The 13,832-nt window shown below is 42.5% G+C and carries 12 protein-coding genes; 4 read left to right on the top strand and 8 right to left on the bottom strand.

The annotated features are described in order from the left end of the window. Window positions 1-3 precede the first annotated feature (3 nt). The 3 genes from UYC_RS0124610 to UYC_RS0124595 all read right to left on the bottom strand — a co-directional run bounded on the left by UYC_RS0124610 (window position 4) and on the right by UYC_RS0124595 (window position 2,271). Window positions 4-555 (bottom strand): heme NO-binding domain-containing protein, encoded by a 552-nt coding sequence (locus tag UYC_RS0124610; RefSeq protein ID WP_016874642.1) that lies wholly within the window; start codon window positions 553-555, stop codon window positions 4-6. A 214-nt stretch (window positions 556-769) separates the two neighbouring features. Further along, window positions 770-1,504, bottom strand: coding sequence for an iron-containing redox enzyme family protein (locus tag UYC_RS0124600; protein WP_016874644.1), 735 nt, complete (start codon window positions 1,502-1,504; stop codon window positions 770-772). After that, the gene (locus tag UYC_RS0124595; RefSeq protein ID WP_016874645.1) at window positions 1,501-2,271 is read right to left on the bottom strand and encodes a class I SAM-dependent methyltransferase; all 771 of its coding nucleotides are present in this window, start codon (window positions 2,269-2,271) and stop codon (window positions 1,501-1,503) included. Before UYC_RS0124595 ends, UYC_RS0124600 begins: the two co-directional genes overlap by 4 nt. A 710-nt stretch (window positions 2,272-2,981) precedes the next feature. On the opposite strand from UYC_RS0124595, the gene UYC_RS0124590 reads away from it, so the two are divergent. Next, window positions 2,982-3,971: a hypothetical protein gene (locus UYC_RS0124590; RefSeq protein ID WP_016874646.1), complete on the top strand. Its 990-nt coding sequence runs from the start codon at window positions 2,982-2,984 to the stop codon at window positions 3,969-3,971. 329 nt (window positions 3,972-4,300) lie between these two features. Here the strand turns inward: UYC_RS0124590 and UYC_RS0124585 are convergent, their stop codons facing one another. The 5 genes from UYC_RS0124585 to UYC_RS0124565 all read right to left on the bottom strand — a co-directional run bounded on the left by UYC_RS0124585 (window position 4,301) and on the right by UYC_RS0124565 (window position 10,690). Beyond that, window positions 4,301-4,507 carry a phycobilisome linker polypeptide gene (locus tag UYC_RS0124585; protein WP_016874647.1) on the bottom strand — a complete coding sequence of 69 codons (207 nt, stop codon included), beginning with the start codon at window positions 4,505-4,507 and terminating at the stop codon, window positions 4,301-4,303. Window positions 4,508-4,731: 224 nt separating this feature from the next. Next, complete coding sequence (gene apcB, locus UYC_RS0124580) at window positions 4,732-5,217, bottom strand: allophycocyanin subunit beta (protein WP_016874648.1); 486 nt, start codon at window positions 5,215-5,217, stop codon at window positions 4,732-4,734. 63 nt (window positions 5,218-5,280) lie between these two features. Next, window positions 5,281-5,766 (bottom strand): allophycocyanin subunit alpha, encoded by a 486-nt coding sequence (gene apcA, locus UYC_RS0124575; RefSeq protein WP_026087462.1) that lies wholly within the window; start codon window positions 5,764-5,766, stop codon window positions 5,281-5,283. A gap of 403 nt (window positions 5,767-6,169) precedes the next feature. Continuing rightward, window positions 6,170-9,580 (bottom strand): phycobilisome rod-core linker polypeptide, encoded by a 3,411-nt coding sequence (locus UYC_RS0124570; protein WP_016874650.1) that lies wholly within the window; start codon window positions 9,578-9,580, stop codon window positions 6,170-6,172. A gap of 381 nt (window positions 9,581-9,961) precedes the next feature. After that, window positions 9,962-10,690 carry a 2-phosphosulfolactate phosphatase gene (locus UYC_RS0124565; protein WP_016874651.1) on the bottom strand — a complete coding sequence of 243 codons (729 nt, stop codon included), beginning with the start codon at window positions 10,688-10,690 and terminating at the stop codon, window positions 9,962-9,964. Between the two features lie 133 nt (window positions 10,691-10,823). Between UYC_RS0124565 and UYC_RS0124560 the strand changes: the two genes are divergently transcribed. The 3 genes from UYC_RS0124560 (at window position 10,824) to atpB (ending at window position 13,789) form a co-directional block, all read left to right on the top strand. Continuing rightward, window positions 10,824-12,005, top strand: coding sequence for a class I SAM-dependent methyltransferase (locus UYC_RS0124560; protein WP_016874652.1), 1,182 nt, complete (start codon window positions 10,824-10,826; stop codon window positions 12,003-12,005). A gap of 473 nt (window positions 12,006-12,478) precedes the next feature. Further along, the gene (locus UYC_RS0124555) at window positions 12,479-12,937 is read left to right on the top strand and encodes an ATP synthase subunit I (protein WP_016879700.1); all 459 of its coding nucleotides are present in this window, start codon (window positions 12,479-12,481) and stop codon (window positions 12,935-12,937) included. 96 nt (window positions 12,938-13,033) lie between these two features. Beyond that, entirely contained in the window at window positions 13,034-13,789 is a 756-nt protein-coding gene (gene atpB / locus UYC_RS0124550) for a F0F1 ATP synthase subunit A (RefSeq protein WP_016874654.1), read from the top strand. Window positions 13,790-13,832: the final 43 nt, after the last annotated feature.

Below are 13,832 nucleotides of genomic sequence, written 5' to 3'. Positions count from 1 at the left end.
TTCTCATTGTGGTTTGTATTTCACCAAAAATTCATCGTGTTCAGCTCCTTCTTCCCGACTTTGGGTTTGGGCAATATCAACTTCTGTATCAAATCTTTTTCCCAATCCCTTGACTAAACCAATTACCATTGGAGCTAGTCCTTCTCTAGTTGAACGATAATGTAAGCTTAAAGATTCTTCTTCTGTATCTGCACACTCAAAAGATGGAGGTTGAAGCTTAGGAAAACTAATTCCTACGCGAGCATGAAGGTTATCGAGATTTTCTAAAAATTCAACCAGATTATCTCCACTCATATCCATCAGTTCACCATAACCCTCCTGTGCTGTATACTGCACCCAATATTCTCCAAAAGCTTGCATGATTTCTTGAGGTGTTAGATTCAGTACAGCACTAGCAGCTTTTACTAGCCTATGAGTGATGTCATCAGGATAAGCTTCCATTCTGATAAAAACATCGACTTCTATTTCTGCTTTCTGCTTAATTTCTTCCCAAGTCTTTTCGTCAAACCGACTACATACCATATCTTGAATTGCTTTATTGACTAACCCGTACATTCAGCCTCCTGATTTGTGTATCTAATTTCAATTGTTTGCTTGAAGTTCAATTCAAAAATAAACTTTATACACCTGTTTTGAAATTTTTTATCGTAGCCAAACTTTGGTTTTGCTTTAACTCTATAGTTGGAGAAAATAGAAAAATAAAGTAGGCTGGATGCTATTTTAGTCGCTAAATCCAGCATACTTACAACAGTATGTTCACCTTTCCTTGCTATACGTTCATAAGCATCAATGAATTAGCAATCAAGCTAGACTCATTTATTTGACGCTGAACTCCATTAAAAAATTGCACGCGAGCATTCATTGCTTCTAGAATGGCAAGTTTTATCTTTTCTAATTCTTCATGCGTGGTTAGCCGAGGTTCAATCAGTGCTGCTAGCTTTGCTGCATGGCTATCATCCACATCAATATGGACTTCAAAAAATTTTAGAGATTCTTTTGGTAAAGGTGCAGCACCAATGATGCCTTGATATAGTTGGGTATACAGCGTACTTACAATACCTTCTGAAGCGTAACATACTGCACCAAGTGCACCTAAAAAACCATACTGATGCGGTATCTGTAGGTAGGTATTAACTAAGGCTTGAGTTTCAAGAGTTGGAGCTTGGATGGCAAGAATTTCGTCGTCAATACCAAGTGCCCTTGTGAAGCGGCGAAATAACTCTGGATGAGACTGATTTAAATCTCCTTGCCCCATTTCGTCAAATAGATTTTCTAGGATTACTAACTGAGCACTTTCATCTTTACAGCAAGATAAGATTCTAGCCAGGATACGATTAAATTCTTTAGAGAATTTATACATTTGCACAGCTAGTACTTGTACCTCTTGCAGAGACAATTGTCTAGTACGACAACGGTTTAAAAACTCATGATTCCAAAGAGAATGATTAGCAGTAATTCCACGTAAAGATTCCTGAATATTGGCAAAAGAAGACAAGTTTTTCATCGTGATACCTGTATAGCAAGATGAAGTGGTAAATCAATCAAAGGGCGGAAGAATAATTCATCGAGTGCGATGTGTTCTGGGGTAACTCGTAATTCTCTGAGCACGGGCATTGTATTGAAGCCAGCTTTTTTGAGGGCATCAAAATAGTCTTCAAAGGTTTTATGAACTAATTGCACATTTAGCCAAGAACCGTCTCTTTTCCATATCCGCCCTGGAAATTGCCAATCTCGTTTACTGAAGTAGCCTCTACCTTCAACTTCAAAATAGAAGGGATAGGCTGCTTCTCGCATATAAGGAAAGGATGGATGGGGAACACTGAAAACAAATTTACCCCCAGGGCAAAGTACACGTGCAATTTCTGCGATGCATTGCTGGGTTTGAGCAGTTGTTAAGTAGTTAAAAAGAAAAACAGCAACTACCAAGTCAAATGTGCGATCGCCAAATTGCTTGAGTTCGGTAGCACATCCTACTTCATAGTGAATACCTAAGGAATCTTCCGCTTCCTGCAACTTTGCTGCGGCAATCATGCCTTCAGAAATATCAACACCACATACTTGTGCTGCACCTCTTTTGCGTAACTCTCGGCTGCAATAACCTTCACCACAACCAAGATCCAAAACCCGCAAACCCTTAACAGGCTCACAAAGTTCTAACACAAACGGGCGTGCTGTAAAGTCAGATAGTGAAGAAGGTTCTCCTCTAATCCACTGTGATGCTGTACTGTCATAAAGGTTTTTAGTGGAATTTTTATTATTTGGGCTTGTCATTTTGCAGTTCTTTATTTCTTCCAATTAAATCGATTGAGTTAAGCCCCTGATGTTTAAGCAAATGATTAACATTAATTTTTCAATCCTTCTCAAAAGAGCATATTTAAGAAGCTAAAATCTGACCAATAGAAAGAATATGCACAACAAACAATTTTGCTCGGCACTCTTTCAAAAATGTTAACCAGGCTTATACTTAATTACTGGTCAATTAATCTGCTCTTCTTCAATTCAAATTAGATTTTCACCAGCTACACTATAGTTTTAGCAATTGTATATTTTGTTGATAATGTTGATTTTACTGATTTTTATAACTTCTCTAGAGATGAGGCTGTGAATCAAGCTATAACTAGCTGTTTCAAACACTTTATATTGATTTACTAGTAAATTTATAGAAAGCTATACAATATCTTAAGTAAATTTTATGTTTTTTAGACTAAGCTTCATAATCTAATCTGCTTTAAAAATATGAAATATTTCTCCCATAATCTTTATTTCTAATTTATAAAATTTATCCGGAGTATCACTCTTTTAACTCCATTTATATTCCTTCAAGATAAAATTATTGGTTTTCATTAGATTTAATTAGTTAGCACTCTGTAAGAATCTTCTATTAAGAATCTAGAAAACCAGTAGAGTTTATTAGTCAGAAATCATATTTCTCTATTTCTAAGCCCAACTTATTCAATTGCAAAAATTAAGAAAGGATAATTATGGAAGGATTATTAGCCAGAGCAGAACTTAACAATCAGTCAGAATATGAACGCGCGATCGCATTCTCTCAACTAGGCGATCGGCTATTTGATGAACTTAGCGATCGCATTTCTACCAAGCGGCAGTACAGACTATTGTTTGAGCACAAATTAAAGCCTGAACTGTTCCAGCAAATCAAAATTGCAGCGGCAACTTACATTTCAGCTTGTTTAAATAGCCCCATCATTCTTTCAGAAGCGGAAATGCTCCAAAAACTTCTGAAAGCAAGAAATACTTTACCCAACTATACCGGAACTGGACTTTTAATGCCAAAGCGCGAACACACTCTGGCTTTTAACCTTTTTCAAAAAAGCGTTGCTGAAGCTTTTTATCAATTGGGAGCAAACGACTTAATCGATGCAGTAGATTTGCCAGTAAATCTGCGCATGGTATATGGCAAAACCGATCCAGAAAAATCTCGTTTACCCTTTGCTAGCTCAAAATGTCATAGCGATGTTTGGGCAGGAGTTCCGGCAGATGCAACAGTTGTAATTTTGCCGTTGTTTGGGGACATAGAAAATATAACTATTGAAGCTGGTGAAATGCCCTGCGAAATGGAACTACAAGCAATGCGGGTAATGTCCGATTTTGATGAAGGTAGAGATATTCCAATGGTTGTCTCTTACCCAGAAGCACAATTACAACACGGCACTATGTACTTCAACGATGCTCGCGGATTGCACCAAACAGTCAGACGAAAAGCAGAAGGATTAAGAATTTCAGTAGATTTTAGATTTCGCAGAAAATTCAACGAAGCATACCGGGCAATGGTACCACCGAGTATTGGTGGTGTGGAAGAAGATATGAGCGTACCCTACCAAGAGTGGTTGAAAGTGGGTAAGGAAACGCTAATTGTATTCGATGAAAGTATTGAAGAGATAAGGCACAAAGCAGGGTGCCCAGTTCCGCTATATACGCGTGGATATCGTCTTCTGAAAATGTTTGATTGAACCTCTTGCACTTAATTCTATTTTCAAACAAGCCGATTTTTACAAGAACAGGACTTATGTAAAAACTCTCTCAAACTCTTATTTCTTTGTGTTCTTTGTGCCCTACCCTGCGGGAAGCCGCTCCGCGTCTATGTGGTTTATTTTTTGTTACTGCTGCATAAGTTCTATAGAACACTATAAAATTTAGTTAGTTAACATAAATAAACTAAAAACACAGCTCTGCAAATTCTTGGAGAAGTCGCAGAGCTTACACAGAGATAATAATACGAAAAAGAGGTCAAACAGACCTCTTGCAACTCCCTACAATAATTTGGTCTATAGCAATTATATTAAGCTAAACCAGTATTTGTTCCTTGCTTACCAGTAGCTAATTCTACTTTAACGATTTTGCCACCCATTTTTTGAATACGTTGCTGTTCGCGGAACCAGTTTTCATAAGGAACTAACTTAGTGAAGTAAGTATTTTGCAATTCCCGCTGAGTGCGAATTCTAGTTTGGCTGGGAACACAAGCAGTAATTTTAAATAAGCGCGACATTTTCGTAAATCTCCTGTAGCGAAAGTGAAAACTTTTTTATTTCAAAATCTTGTCTTTCTTGTCTTTATTCATTCCAAGGCTGGAAATCAAGCGTCAATACTAGACAGTTATCACTCATCATTTATTTATTTAGCTTGATAAGCGACATAACGCCCTAGCACTCACGACTGATTTCCAGACCTTAAATTAAAGTCGCACCTAAATTCTTAAGCGCAAACTATCTCCTAGCTCAAGCCAGAGCTGATATAGTCGAAGTAAACACCCATTTCTTTACCAGCGTCGGGGCCTACCAAGCTAGCGGTTACTTCCTTCATTGCTTGGATAGCTTGTACGGTAGCGCCGATGGGTACACCCAGAGAGTTGTAGGTTTCCTTCAAGCCATTGAGTACGCGCTCGTCCAAAATGGAGGGGTCACCAGCCAACATAGCATAGGTAGCATAGCGGAGGTAGTAATCCAAGTCGCGGATGCAAGCAGCATAACGGCGAGTGGTATACATGTTACCGCCGGGACGGGTGATATCAGAGTACAGGAGGGACTTAGCCACAGCTTCTTTCACGATCGCAGCAGCATTAGCAGCGATGGTGGTAGCAGCACGTACACGTAGTTCTCCAGTTGAGAAGTAGCCCTTGAGCTTCTCTAGAGCAGCAGTGTCCAAGTACTTACCTTGAACGTCTGAAGAATTAATAACAGCGGTAATTGCGTCTTGCATGTTGTTATTTCCTTATTTCCAACTTGATTGCAATACTTCTGTTTAGCACAGAAACAGCTTTACCTACGCCAAAGCACCAGCGACGTAATCGAAGTAAGCGCCTGCTTCAGAAGCATCATCAGCAGACAACAGGGAAGCAGCAACATTCTTCATTGCGCTTACACCAGCAGCAACGGCATCGATGGGAGTACCAAGAGACTTGTACATTTCACGAACACCCACAATACCAATTTCTTCGATTGGGGTGACATCACCAGCTACAACACCGTAGGTAACAAGGCGGAGGTAGTAATCTAGGTCGCGCAAGCAGGTAGCGGTCATTTCTTGACCGTAAGCGTTGCCACCAGGAGAAACAACATCAGGGCGCTTTTGGAAGAGCTGATCGCCAGCTTGCTTAACAATCCGCTCACGGTTGTCTGTCAACACTTGAGCAATCCGTAGGCGCTTTTCACCACCAGAAACAAAGCTCTTAATCCGATCCAGTTCGCCAGGGCTGAGATAGCGGGCTTCTGCATCTGCATTCACGATGGACTTCGTGACGATACTCATTAATGGATTCCTCCAATACGAATAAAACCAGAATTTGATTAAACTGGTGCGACTTTTAAGTGGCTGATTTAGCTTGTCTTCTCTTTTCTTAGACTCAGCAGTTATTAAAGATGCTGGAAATATTACATTCCGATCTTGCTTGAGTAATTAGGAGTGAACAAGCTTTTAAATTCAGCTACCTTCCGGAATTATTTTCGGGCATTATGTTGAGCATATATGACTGCTTTTAACAGTTTGTAACATTCCTTTTCATGTTTAAGGTCGCACCACTATTGTGAAAGCAATGTTACGAAAAGTTGCAACAAGAGCCAGAACAAGCTAGAGGAGCCGAGGGAGCGTGTAACTCCCCTGGTTTCCTCTGCTGTAAAACTACCAAAAGATAGCCAAAGAAAATGAAAAGTCTTTAACCTTGGCTATAGCGCCCAGTTAATACAGATGGAGACAAGCTAGACCAAGACTGCTTGACTAAGTCTGCTGCTGCCTTAACACTGCCCAGGTAGTTACCCGCTGGTAAAGATGGATAACGCTGATAAGGCACTACATCCTCACCAAAGTAACGAGCATACTCTGGACTGTTTACCATCGCCTCTACAGCTGCTTTCAAGCCACCATCAGCCAGTAGTTTGTTGTACTGGCGAATTTCTGCCTGAGTTGCTGGTGCGCGTCCCAACAGGTGACGGAAGAGGAATTCGATCACCTTGGTGTTGGGATAGGGGGTATAGAAGCGCTTGCGATAGATTTCAGAACTAGCTAGATCGCGCACAAACTCGCGTACAGAAATTTCCCCGTTCCGTAGTTTGCTTTCTAAATCAGAACGGCGGAAATACTGAGGAATCTGGCCGCTAAATACGTCCATTACCTGAACGTAAATGGCGTTCATCACCTGTTGCATTTCTGCTTGGTTTGCCCCTACAGTCATGCGGTAGATGCGTGCGGGTTTGCGGCGGGTAGTGCCTACACCCACTTCTACCGATTGTCCGCGTCCATCGTTAAAGGAACGACCTAGTTCAATAAACAGTGGCTTGCTCTTATCGATCGCCCTTGCTTGTGCCGCCATATCTGCGATCGCCTTCGCCATAATTGGCATTTGGGCTACATTCATCCGCGACTTGGTTGGCTCAAAGCTGGGGATAACAATATCCTTGCTCTGCTTAGTTAACTGGTTATACAACTTCTGGCTATTCGGGAAGTTTGCCGCTGGTAAAGTTGTAAAGCGGTTGTAAGGAACCGTATCTTCACCAAACGCTTCCAAGTATTCTGGAGTATTCAGCATTGCTCGAATAAATGCGCGAATACCCTGAGTCGCAAGAATCTGGTTATACTTTCTGATTTCTGCCTGATCTGCTGGTGCCCTTCCCAAGAAGTGCTTAGTTCCCAGTTCAATCACCTTGGTATTGGGATAAGGTGCGTAGAATTCTTTTAGGTATAAGCCAGAACACCCTAAACCTTCAATGAATTCCTTAACAGTGATTTCGCCGTTACTGAGCTTGCTTTCCAATACCTTGAATTCTCTGGAAGAAGCAACGTAAGGTGCTATATCCCGCTCGAAAATCTGCCGATAGGCAGCGCTAATGGCAGTTTGTACGGCGACTTTGTCGTTCGTACCCGCCACTAACTTAAAGATTTTCCTTTGTTCGCGCTTCTTGCTAACGCCTTGGTTGATCCGGAACTGAACATCAGGCTCTGTCCGGCTTTCCTTAACAGTTCCAAGTTCTACAAAGCGTGGTGTTTCTTGCTTCTCAACTTTTGCACCAACATCTTCGCGAATGCTGCCAACGCGGAGTTTCCGCAAAGCTACACCACCTGGGGTCAAATACCGTTCGTATGGAACCGTATCTTCACCAAACGCCTCGCTGTACTCCTCAGAGTCAATGATGGCGTCAACTAAGGCATAAAAGCCCTTCTTGGAGCAAATATCAAAGTACTTGTTGTTTTCTTGACGACCGTAGGTTGGACGCCCCAACAAGCGGCGATGGATGTACTCGATCGCCTTACATACATACAGCGGTGTCCAGTACAGTTTGCGGAATAAATCTGACTTAGCCAAAGCCCGAATAAACTCACGTACAGAAATTTCGCCGTTTTCTAGCTTAATTTCTTGCACTTTGAGTCGCTGTCCTTCGTAGACATCGCGACCGAAAACTTGCAGGTAAGCTGCTCTAATGACCGCTTGAGTAGAACTCTCGGAGTATTTAACGCTTGCGCCCTTGCCAGTTCCTTTACTCAGTGTTCTGGGAATTTGATCCAAGCGGAACACTTTTGCACCCAAAGTACCAGGAAACTCACCACGAGCACTGGGGTTGCCAGTTTGGTTGTTAGTCGCCGGGCCTTGGTGAATGAGGATGCGTCTTGTATCCTTACCAAAAGGAGCAGGACGGCTGCTGGGATTGCGAGTTTCTTTCGGGAAGATGGCTCCAAACTGAATTTCTAGCGGATCATTACCGGAACCGTAGGGATGCTGATCGGGCAATGGCTGCTCATAGTCAGCAAAGGTCGTGAGAAACTGAGGTACTTTGCGGAAAGGCGCACTGTATTTAAACAGATCTTGCTGTGGCCCCCAGTTTCGACACTCTTGGGCTTCTTGTCCCAAACCGCGAATATAGGGTACTGTTTCTTCGCCAAAGTAATCAGAGTATTCCTCAGAATCTACCAAAGCATCGATTAATGCTGCTAATCCACCTTTGGAAACAATATCAAAGTATTTTTGTACCTCTTCCCGACTACTTGGCCCCCGCCCCAAGAAATGACGGAAAGCAAGTTCTAGAGCACGGCTGTTAATAAAAGGTTCGTAAAATTGTTTGCGATAAAGTGGAGATTTGCCAAGACGGCGAACAAACTCTTTCATAGAGATATCGCCATTCTTGACCTGAGATTCTAGGTAAGAAATAGACAAGCTGTAAGCGCGGGTAATGTCACGCTCAAATATTTGCCTATATGCTGCCTTGACAACCTCAGTTTTTTCTGCTGCGGATAGCCCAGGCTTCATCACAAACTTTTGACGCCGTTCAGCCGCATTAAAGTAAATTTGAGGCAGTTGTAAACCTTGTTGGTCGCCAGAAGGACGCTGCCGCAGTTTATTAGAAGGGCTTGGTGCTTTGAATTCTGTAATCAAAACATCCATGTACTGAGACACAATGTCTGCTGCCTCAGCATCTTGGCGGAAATAAGAAAGCGCCGCTGCTTTCATTTCCTGCAAAGCCACAATTGTTGCTTCACCAGAGCAAGCGTTTTCAATGATTTCCCGTAAACCGCGCGTATTCACAGCGATGATGTTGGGATCGCCAGCAACGATCGCATAAGTCGCATAGCGCAGGAACCAGGATAAATCCCGCAAGCTCTTCGCCATGTTGGCAGGGCCGTAACGGGCAATGTTAATTGGTCGGAAACCGGGGGGAGTAGGGCCGCTCGGTGAAGAGTTAAAGATGGAACGTAAATTTTCTAGGAAGCCACCACGAGTTTCTACGTAGGTAACAGTTCCCAATTTCATTGCATCTCTAACATCCGAGGAAGATGCAGCAGCCGCTACTGCCATTGCCACTTCTGGTTCTCTGGGCTTTTCTAAAAAAGCCATTGGTGAACCACCAACAAAAATTCTGTTGGCAGCACGAGAAACAATAATCTCGGAATTGTCTGTTAGGATCTGGGCAATTTCTAAACGTCTTGCACCAGACGCAAAATAATTTGCCAGTTCACTCAGCTCACCAGCTCCCAGAAAGCGATCTTGCTGCTCTGCCTGGGAAATGGTTGATACTGCTAGGGTTTGATATAGTTGCGGACGTGCAACTGAGCTTCCACCACTTGCCTTAACACTCATCGGATTTGTAAAACTCCCATCATATGCGTTTATGTGTTAAGTCTGAGCCAGTTTTAGGCTTGACACATGGATATATTTATGCACTCCCGTGTCGCCTTCTAATCTGCCAGAAAAAAATTAACCCAATCAGCTTTTAGATTAGAACGTTTTGCGATTTATCTGGGGCTTTATTAAGAAGTGTGTAGAAACTGTAGCGTTAATGTATCGGTTATTTAAGACGGCAACTCCAGTTTCCTGAGAAAAAACCTAAGTTTTGTATCTTAGGGTAACAAAGCCCCATGCAAAGAGTTTGCTAAGAGGGTATTTAGTCAAGTTCATTTTATCTGACAGCCATAAAATTTATGCGATTTCATGTGTCAGAGTCTTTGAGGCAAACATCTCCTAAACCACGTGTTTAAAATAAGCGTTTTGAGTAAACAAAGGTACACAATTACTTACATTAAAAGCTGCTGCTAACTCAACATCGGACTCAAATCCGCGTGCAATTAATTCTTTGCCAGAACTACATTTTTGTAAATATGCCAATAAATCTTTCTGAAAAGTATGAAATGCCGCCACAGCAATTTCTGCTTCTGGCGATAAACTGCCATGTAAATAGCTCAGAATTGCCCCTGCACCAATCAAATCCTCAAACGCTAATCGCAGGCTACTATCCTCTTGCCACTTCTCGCCAGCAGGAATCACAGCAATTTTACTGCCATACCTTTGGGCAAACTGAGCCACAACTTCACAGTTTCGCAAGCAACCAGCTAAGGTGGGTGTAGTTCCCGTAAGCAAGGTGAGGGTAGAACCATTAGGTGAGGGCAAAACTAGTCGAGTTCCTGTTGGAATCTGAGTTAGCGATGCTGGAGAAAGAGAGTATCCACTTGTAGACAAACTCTGTCTATGACTTGCCAACTCTGCCTGCACCGACTTAGCATAATCTACTGCTGATTCGTCTTTAATTGGATACGGAAAAATTATCGCGCCATTATTAGTGGCAATTTCCACACAGGTTGAAAAAGAAAGTACATCAACGATTACAACCACATCACTGATGGGAGCAAGTTGGAAAATTCCTTGTTGACCCCACTCACAACGCAAATCGTATTCTAATTGATTAAAAATCATGTTTTTCACTCCTTCCTTCTGCCCTCTGCCCTCTGCCTTCTGCCTCCTGCCTTCTGCCTTCTACTCAAACGCGATCGCCTAAATAGCAACCACAAGCGATAAACTCAAAAATACTGCGATTACAGCTCCAGATATGTCCGACTCACAAACCATTAGCGCTGCTGTTGCCAATTTATACAACACCTACCCCTTTCCTCCAGAACCGCTACTAGATGAACCACCCCCAGGTTATAACTGGCGTTGGCATTGGCTTGCTGCCTACAACTTCTGCACCGGACGAAAACCTCAAAAGCAAAATATCCAGATTTTAGATGCTGGCTGTGGCACGGGAGTAGGAACAGAGTACTTAGTCCACCTTAATCCTGAAGCTAATGTTGTAGGCATTGACCTCAGTGCTGGTGCTATAGAAGTAGCAAAAGAGCGTTGCCAGCGTTCTGGAGCCAACCGCGTTGAGTTTCATCACCTCAGCTTGTACGACGTGGAACAACTTGCGGGTGAGTTTGACTTTATTAATTGCGTAGGAGTACTGCACCACTTACCCGATCCGATTCGTGGTATTAAAGCCTTGGCAAAGAAGTTAGCCCCTGGCGGCTTAATGCACATCTTTGTATATGGAGAGTTGGGACGCTGGGAAATTCAACTGATGCAAAAAGCGATCGCTCTCCTTCAAGGTGAAAAACGAGGCGACTACCGCGATGGTGTTCAAGTCGGACGAAAAATATTTTCTTCTCTACCAGAAAAAAATCGAATTGTCAAGAGAGAAAAAGAACGTTGGTCACTAGAAAATCAGCGCGATGAGTGCTTTGCCGATATGTACGTCCATCCCCAAGAGATAGACTACAACATTGAGACTTTATTTGAATTAATTGATGCATCGGGATTGGAATTTATTGGTTTCTCTAATCCTAGTTTTTGGGATTTGGAGAGACTTTTAGGCAAAGCACCAGAGTTAATTGAGCGGGCACAAAATTTAAGCGATCACCAACGTTACCGCCTCATAGAATTACTCGATCCAGAAGTTACCCATTACGAATTTTTCCTCGGTCGCCCTCCCCTAGCTAAAGCTGACTGGTCAGAGGATAAAATCCTTTTGGCAGCTATTCCCGAACTTAATCCCTGTATAGATGGCTTTCCCAGTCAATGTATATTTAATTACGATTACCAAATAGTCAACTTGTCACCAGCAGAGTTGGAGTTTCTCCAAAATTGTAATAGTCACTCAACAGTGGCTGAGATTTTGGCAAATGTGCAGCTTAGTTTAGATGAAGTCAGAAAATTCCTCAAGCAGCAGCTGATTTTATTAACGCCTGCTTAATTATTCAATAGTCATTGGTCATTAGTCATTAGTCATTGGTAGGGGCGGGTTTTGCTGACTATCTTTCGGTTGAAAAAGACAATTTATCTTTTAAACCCGCCCGTACAGTGGTTAGTTGTTCTCCCCATCTTCTCTGCTCCTGAAGTTCCTCTGCTTCCAACAGCCACTATGCAGAGCCACTAAACCCTCGTTCCAGGTTGAACCTGGTAACGAGAACTAGAAATGGTACTGCCATTAATTTAGAAAAACACACAGTCCAAACAAGCATGAGATAGCATAGTAGAGGCACTAGAGGAGAAATAGTTTTCTTCCTCGCCCATTTGGCCTTGCTATCTTGCACTCTCCACACTCCGTTTCCATTGGTTAACAGTTAAGTGAATTGTTTTTTTCTAAAGTATTGTTACTCAATCGTGATATGATTTAGCTGGCTGAATGTGCAGTCAACATAATTAGCTGTACTGGTTTCGAGTCCCGTGAGCTTGTCTGATGAATCAACTGATCCCACACCAACAACACGACAAGATACTCAATCTGGTTTTGAGGACACAGAACCAGTAGACTCCATGCAGGAGTTTTATAAACTCTATCAGGAGTTTTTGGTAATTACACTTGTCTTGACGGGGATTATTTTTATCTCTGTGTGGATTTTTTATTCCCTAAACATCGCCCTAAATTATCTTCTTGGGGCAGCTACTGGCATGGTTTATGTGAGGATGTTGGCAAAAGATGTTGAGCGATTGGGTCAAGAAAAGCGGCAGCTGAGTAAAAATCGGTTTGCTTTACTAGTAATCATAATTCTAGTGGCATCTCGGTGGAATCAGCTACAAATATTGCCTATATTCTTGGGATTTCTCACTTATAAGGCAACGCTCATCTTCTACGTCATCAGGGAGTCATTTCTCTCTGCTTTACCGAATCCTCGACAACCTTAAAAAGGCTGAATGTGAGGTTTTGGGAAGAAAATCTACACCAGGCTCCTGTTCCTGTTCTCCAGCTAAGATTGGAGAAATAATTGATATGGGAAGGAAATGCTGAATTTTCTGAACTTCTTCAATTCTGTTCCCCTTGCCGAATTAGAAGTCGGTCAACATTTCTACTGGCAATTGGGCAATCTGAAAATACACGGGCAAGTTTTTCTCACCTCTTGGTTTGTGATTGCCATTCTAGTACTGGCTTCACTAGCCGCGACTCGGAACATCCAGAGAATTCCCAGTGGCATACAAAACTTGATGGAATATGCCTTGGAATTTATTCGCGATCTAACGAAAAACCAGCTTGGTGAGAAAGAGTACCGTCCTTGGGTGCCATTCATTGGCACACTGTTTTTGTTTATTTTCATCTCAAATTGGTCGGGTGCTTTGGTGCCGTGGAAGATCATCAAACTACCGTCGGGCGAGTTAGCTGCTCCGACCAATGACATCAATACGACAGTAGCACTGGCGTTGCTGACATCTTTGGCTTACTTTTACGCCGGTTTTAGCAAGCGCGGTCTGGGATACTTTAAAAAGTATATCGAGCCGACACCGATCCTGCTACCGATCGCGATTCTAGAAGATTTCACCAAGCCTCTGTCCCTAAGCTTCCGACTTTTTGGTAACATCTTGGCGGATGAACTAGTGGTGGCAGTGCTGGTTCTTTTAGTTCCTCTGTTCGTGCCTCTGCCGGTAATGGCTTTGGGGTTATTTACCAGTGCCATCCAAGCCCTGGTTTTTGCCACATTAGCAGGCGCGTACATCCATGAGGCGATGGAGGGACATGGTGGTGAAGAGCATGAGGCACATTAAAGTCCTCAGTTGATGCAATTTTAGATTTTGGTAACTCGAATTT

The organism is Chlorogloeopsis fritschii PCC 6912 (assembly GCF_000317285.1).
Lineage (GTDB): Bacteria > Cyanobacteriota > Cyanobacteriia > Cyanobacteriales > Nostocaceae > Chlorogloeopsis > Chlorogloeopsis fritschii.
This window is presented reverse-complemented; position numbering and strand designations above follow the sequence as displayed.

What these genes read in the sequence shown, in the direction of transcription:
- UYC_RS0124560 (WP_016874652.1), top strand. Translation starts at nt 10,824, where the DNA reads ATGTCCGACTCACAAACCATTAGCGCTGCTGTTGCCAATTTATACAAC.
- atpB (WP_016874654.1), top strand. Translation starts at nt 13,034, where the DNA reads ATGCTGAATTTTCTGAACTTCTTCAATTCTGTTCCCCTTGCCGAATTA.
- UYC_RS0124590 (WP_016874646.1), top strand. Translation starts at nt 2,982, where the DNA reads ATGGAAGGATTATTAGCCAGAGCAGAACTTAACAATCAGTCAGAATAT.
- apcB (WP_016874648.1), bottom strand. Translation starts at nt 5,217, where the DNA reads ATGCAAGACGCAATTACCGCTGTTATTAATTCTTCAGACGTTCAAGGT.
- UYC_RS0124570 (WP_016874650.1), bottom strand. Translation starts at nt 9,580, where the DNA reads ATGAGTGTTAAGGCAAGTGGTGGAAGCTCAGTTGCACGTCCGCAACTA.
- UYC_RS0124585 (WP_016874647.1), bottom strand. Translation starts at nt 4,507, where the DNA reads ATGTCGCGCTTATTTAAAATTACTGCTTGTGTTCCCAGCCAAACTAGA.
- UYC_RS0124600 (WP_016874644.1), bottom strand. Translation starts at nt 1,504, where the DNA reads ATGAAAAACTTGTCTTCTTTTGCCAATATTCAGGAATCTTTACGTGGA.
- UYC_RS0124565 (WP_016874651.1), bottom strand. Translation starts at nt 10,690, where the DNA reads ATGATTTTTAATCAATTAGAATACGATTTGCGTTGTGAGTGGGGTCAA.
- apcA (WP_026087462.1), bottom strand. Translation starts at nt 5,766, where the DNA reads ATGAGTATCGTCACGAAGTCCATCGTGAATGCAGATGCAGAAGCCCGC.
- UYC_RS0124610 (WP_016874642.1), bottom strand. Translation starts at nt 555, where the DNA reads ATGTACGGGTTAGTCAATAAAGCAATTCAAGATATGGTATGTAGTCGG.
- UYC_RS0124595 (WP_016874645.1), bottom strand. Translation starts at nt 2,271, where the DNA reads ATGACAAGCCCAAATAATAAAAATTCCACTAAAAACCTTTATGACAGT.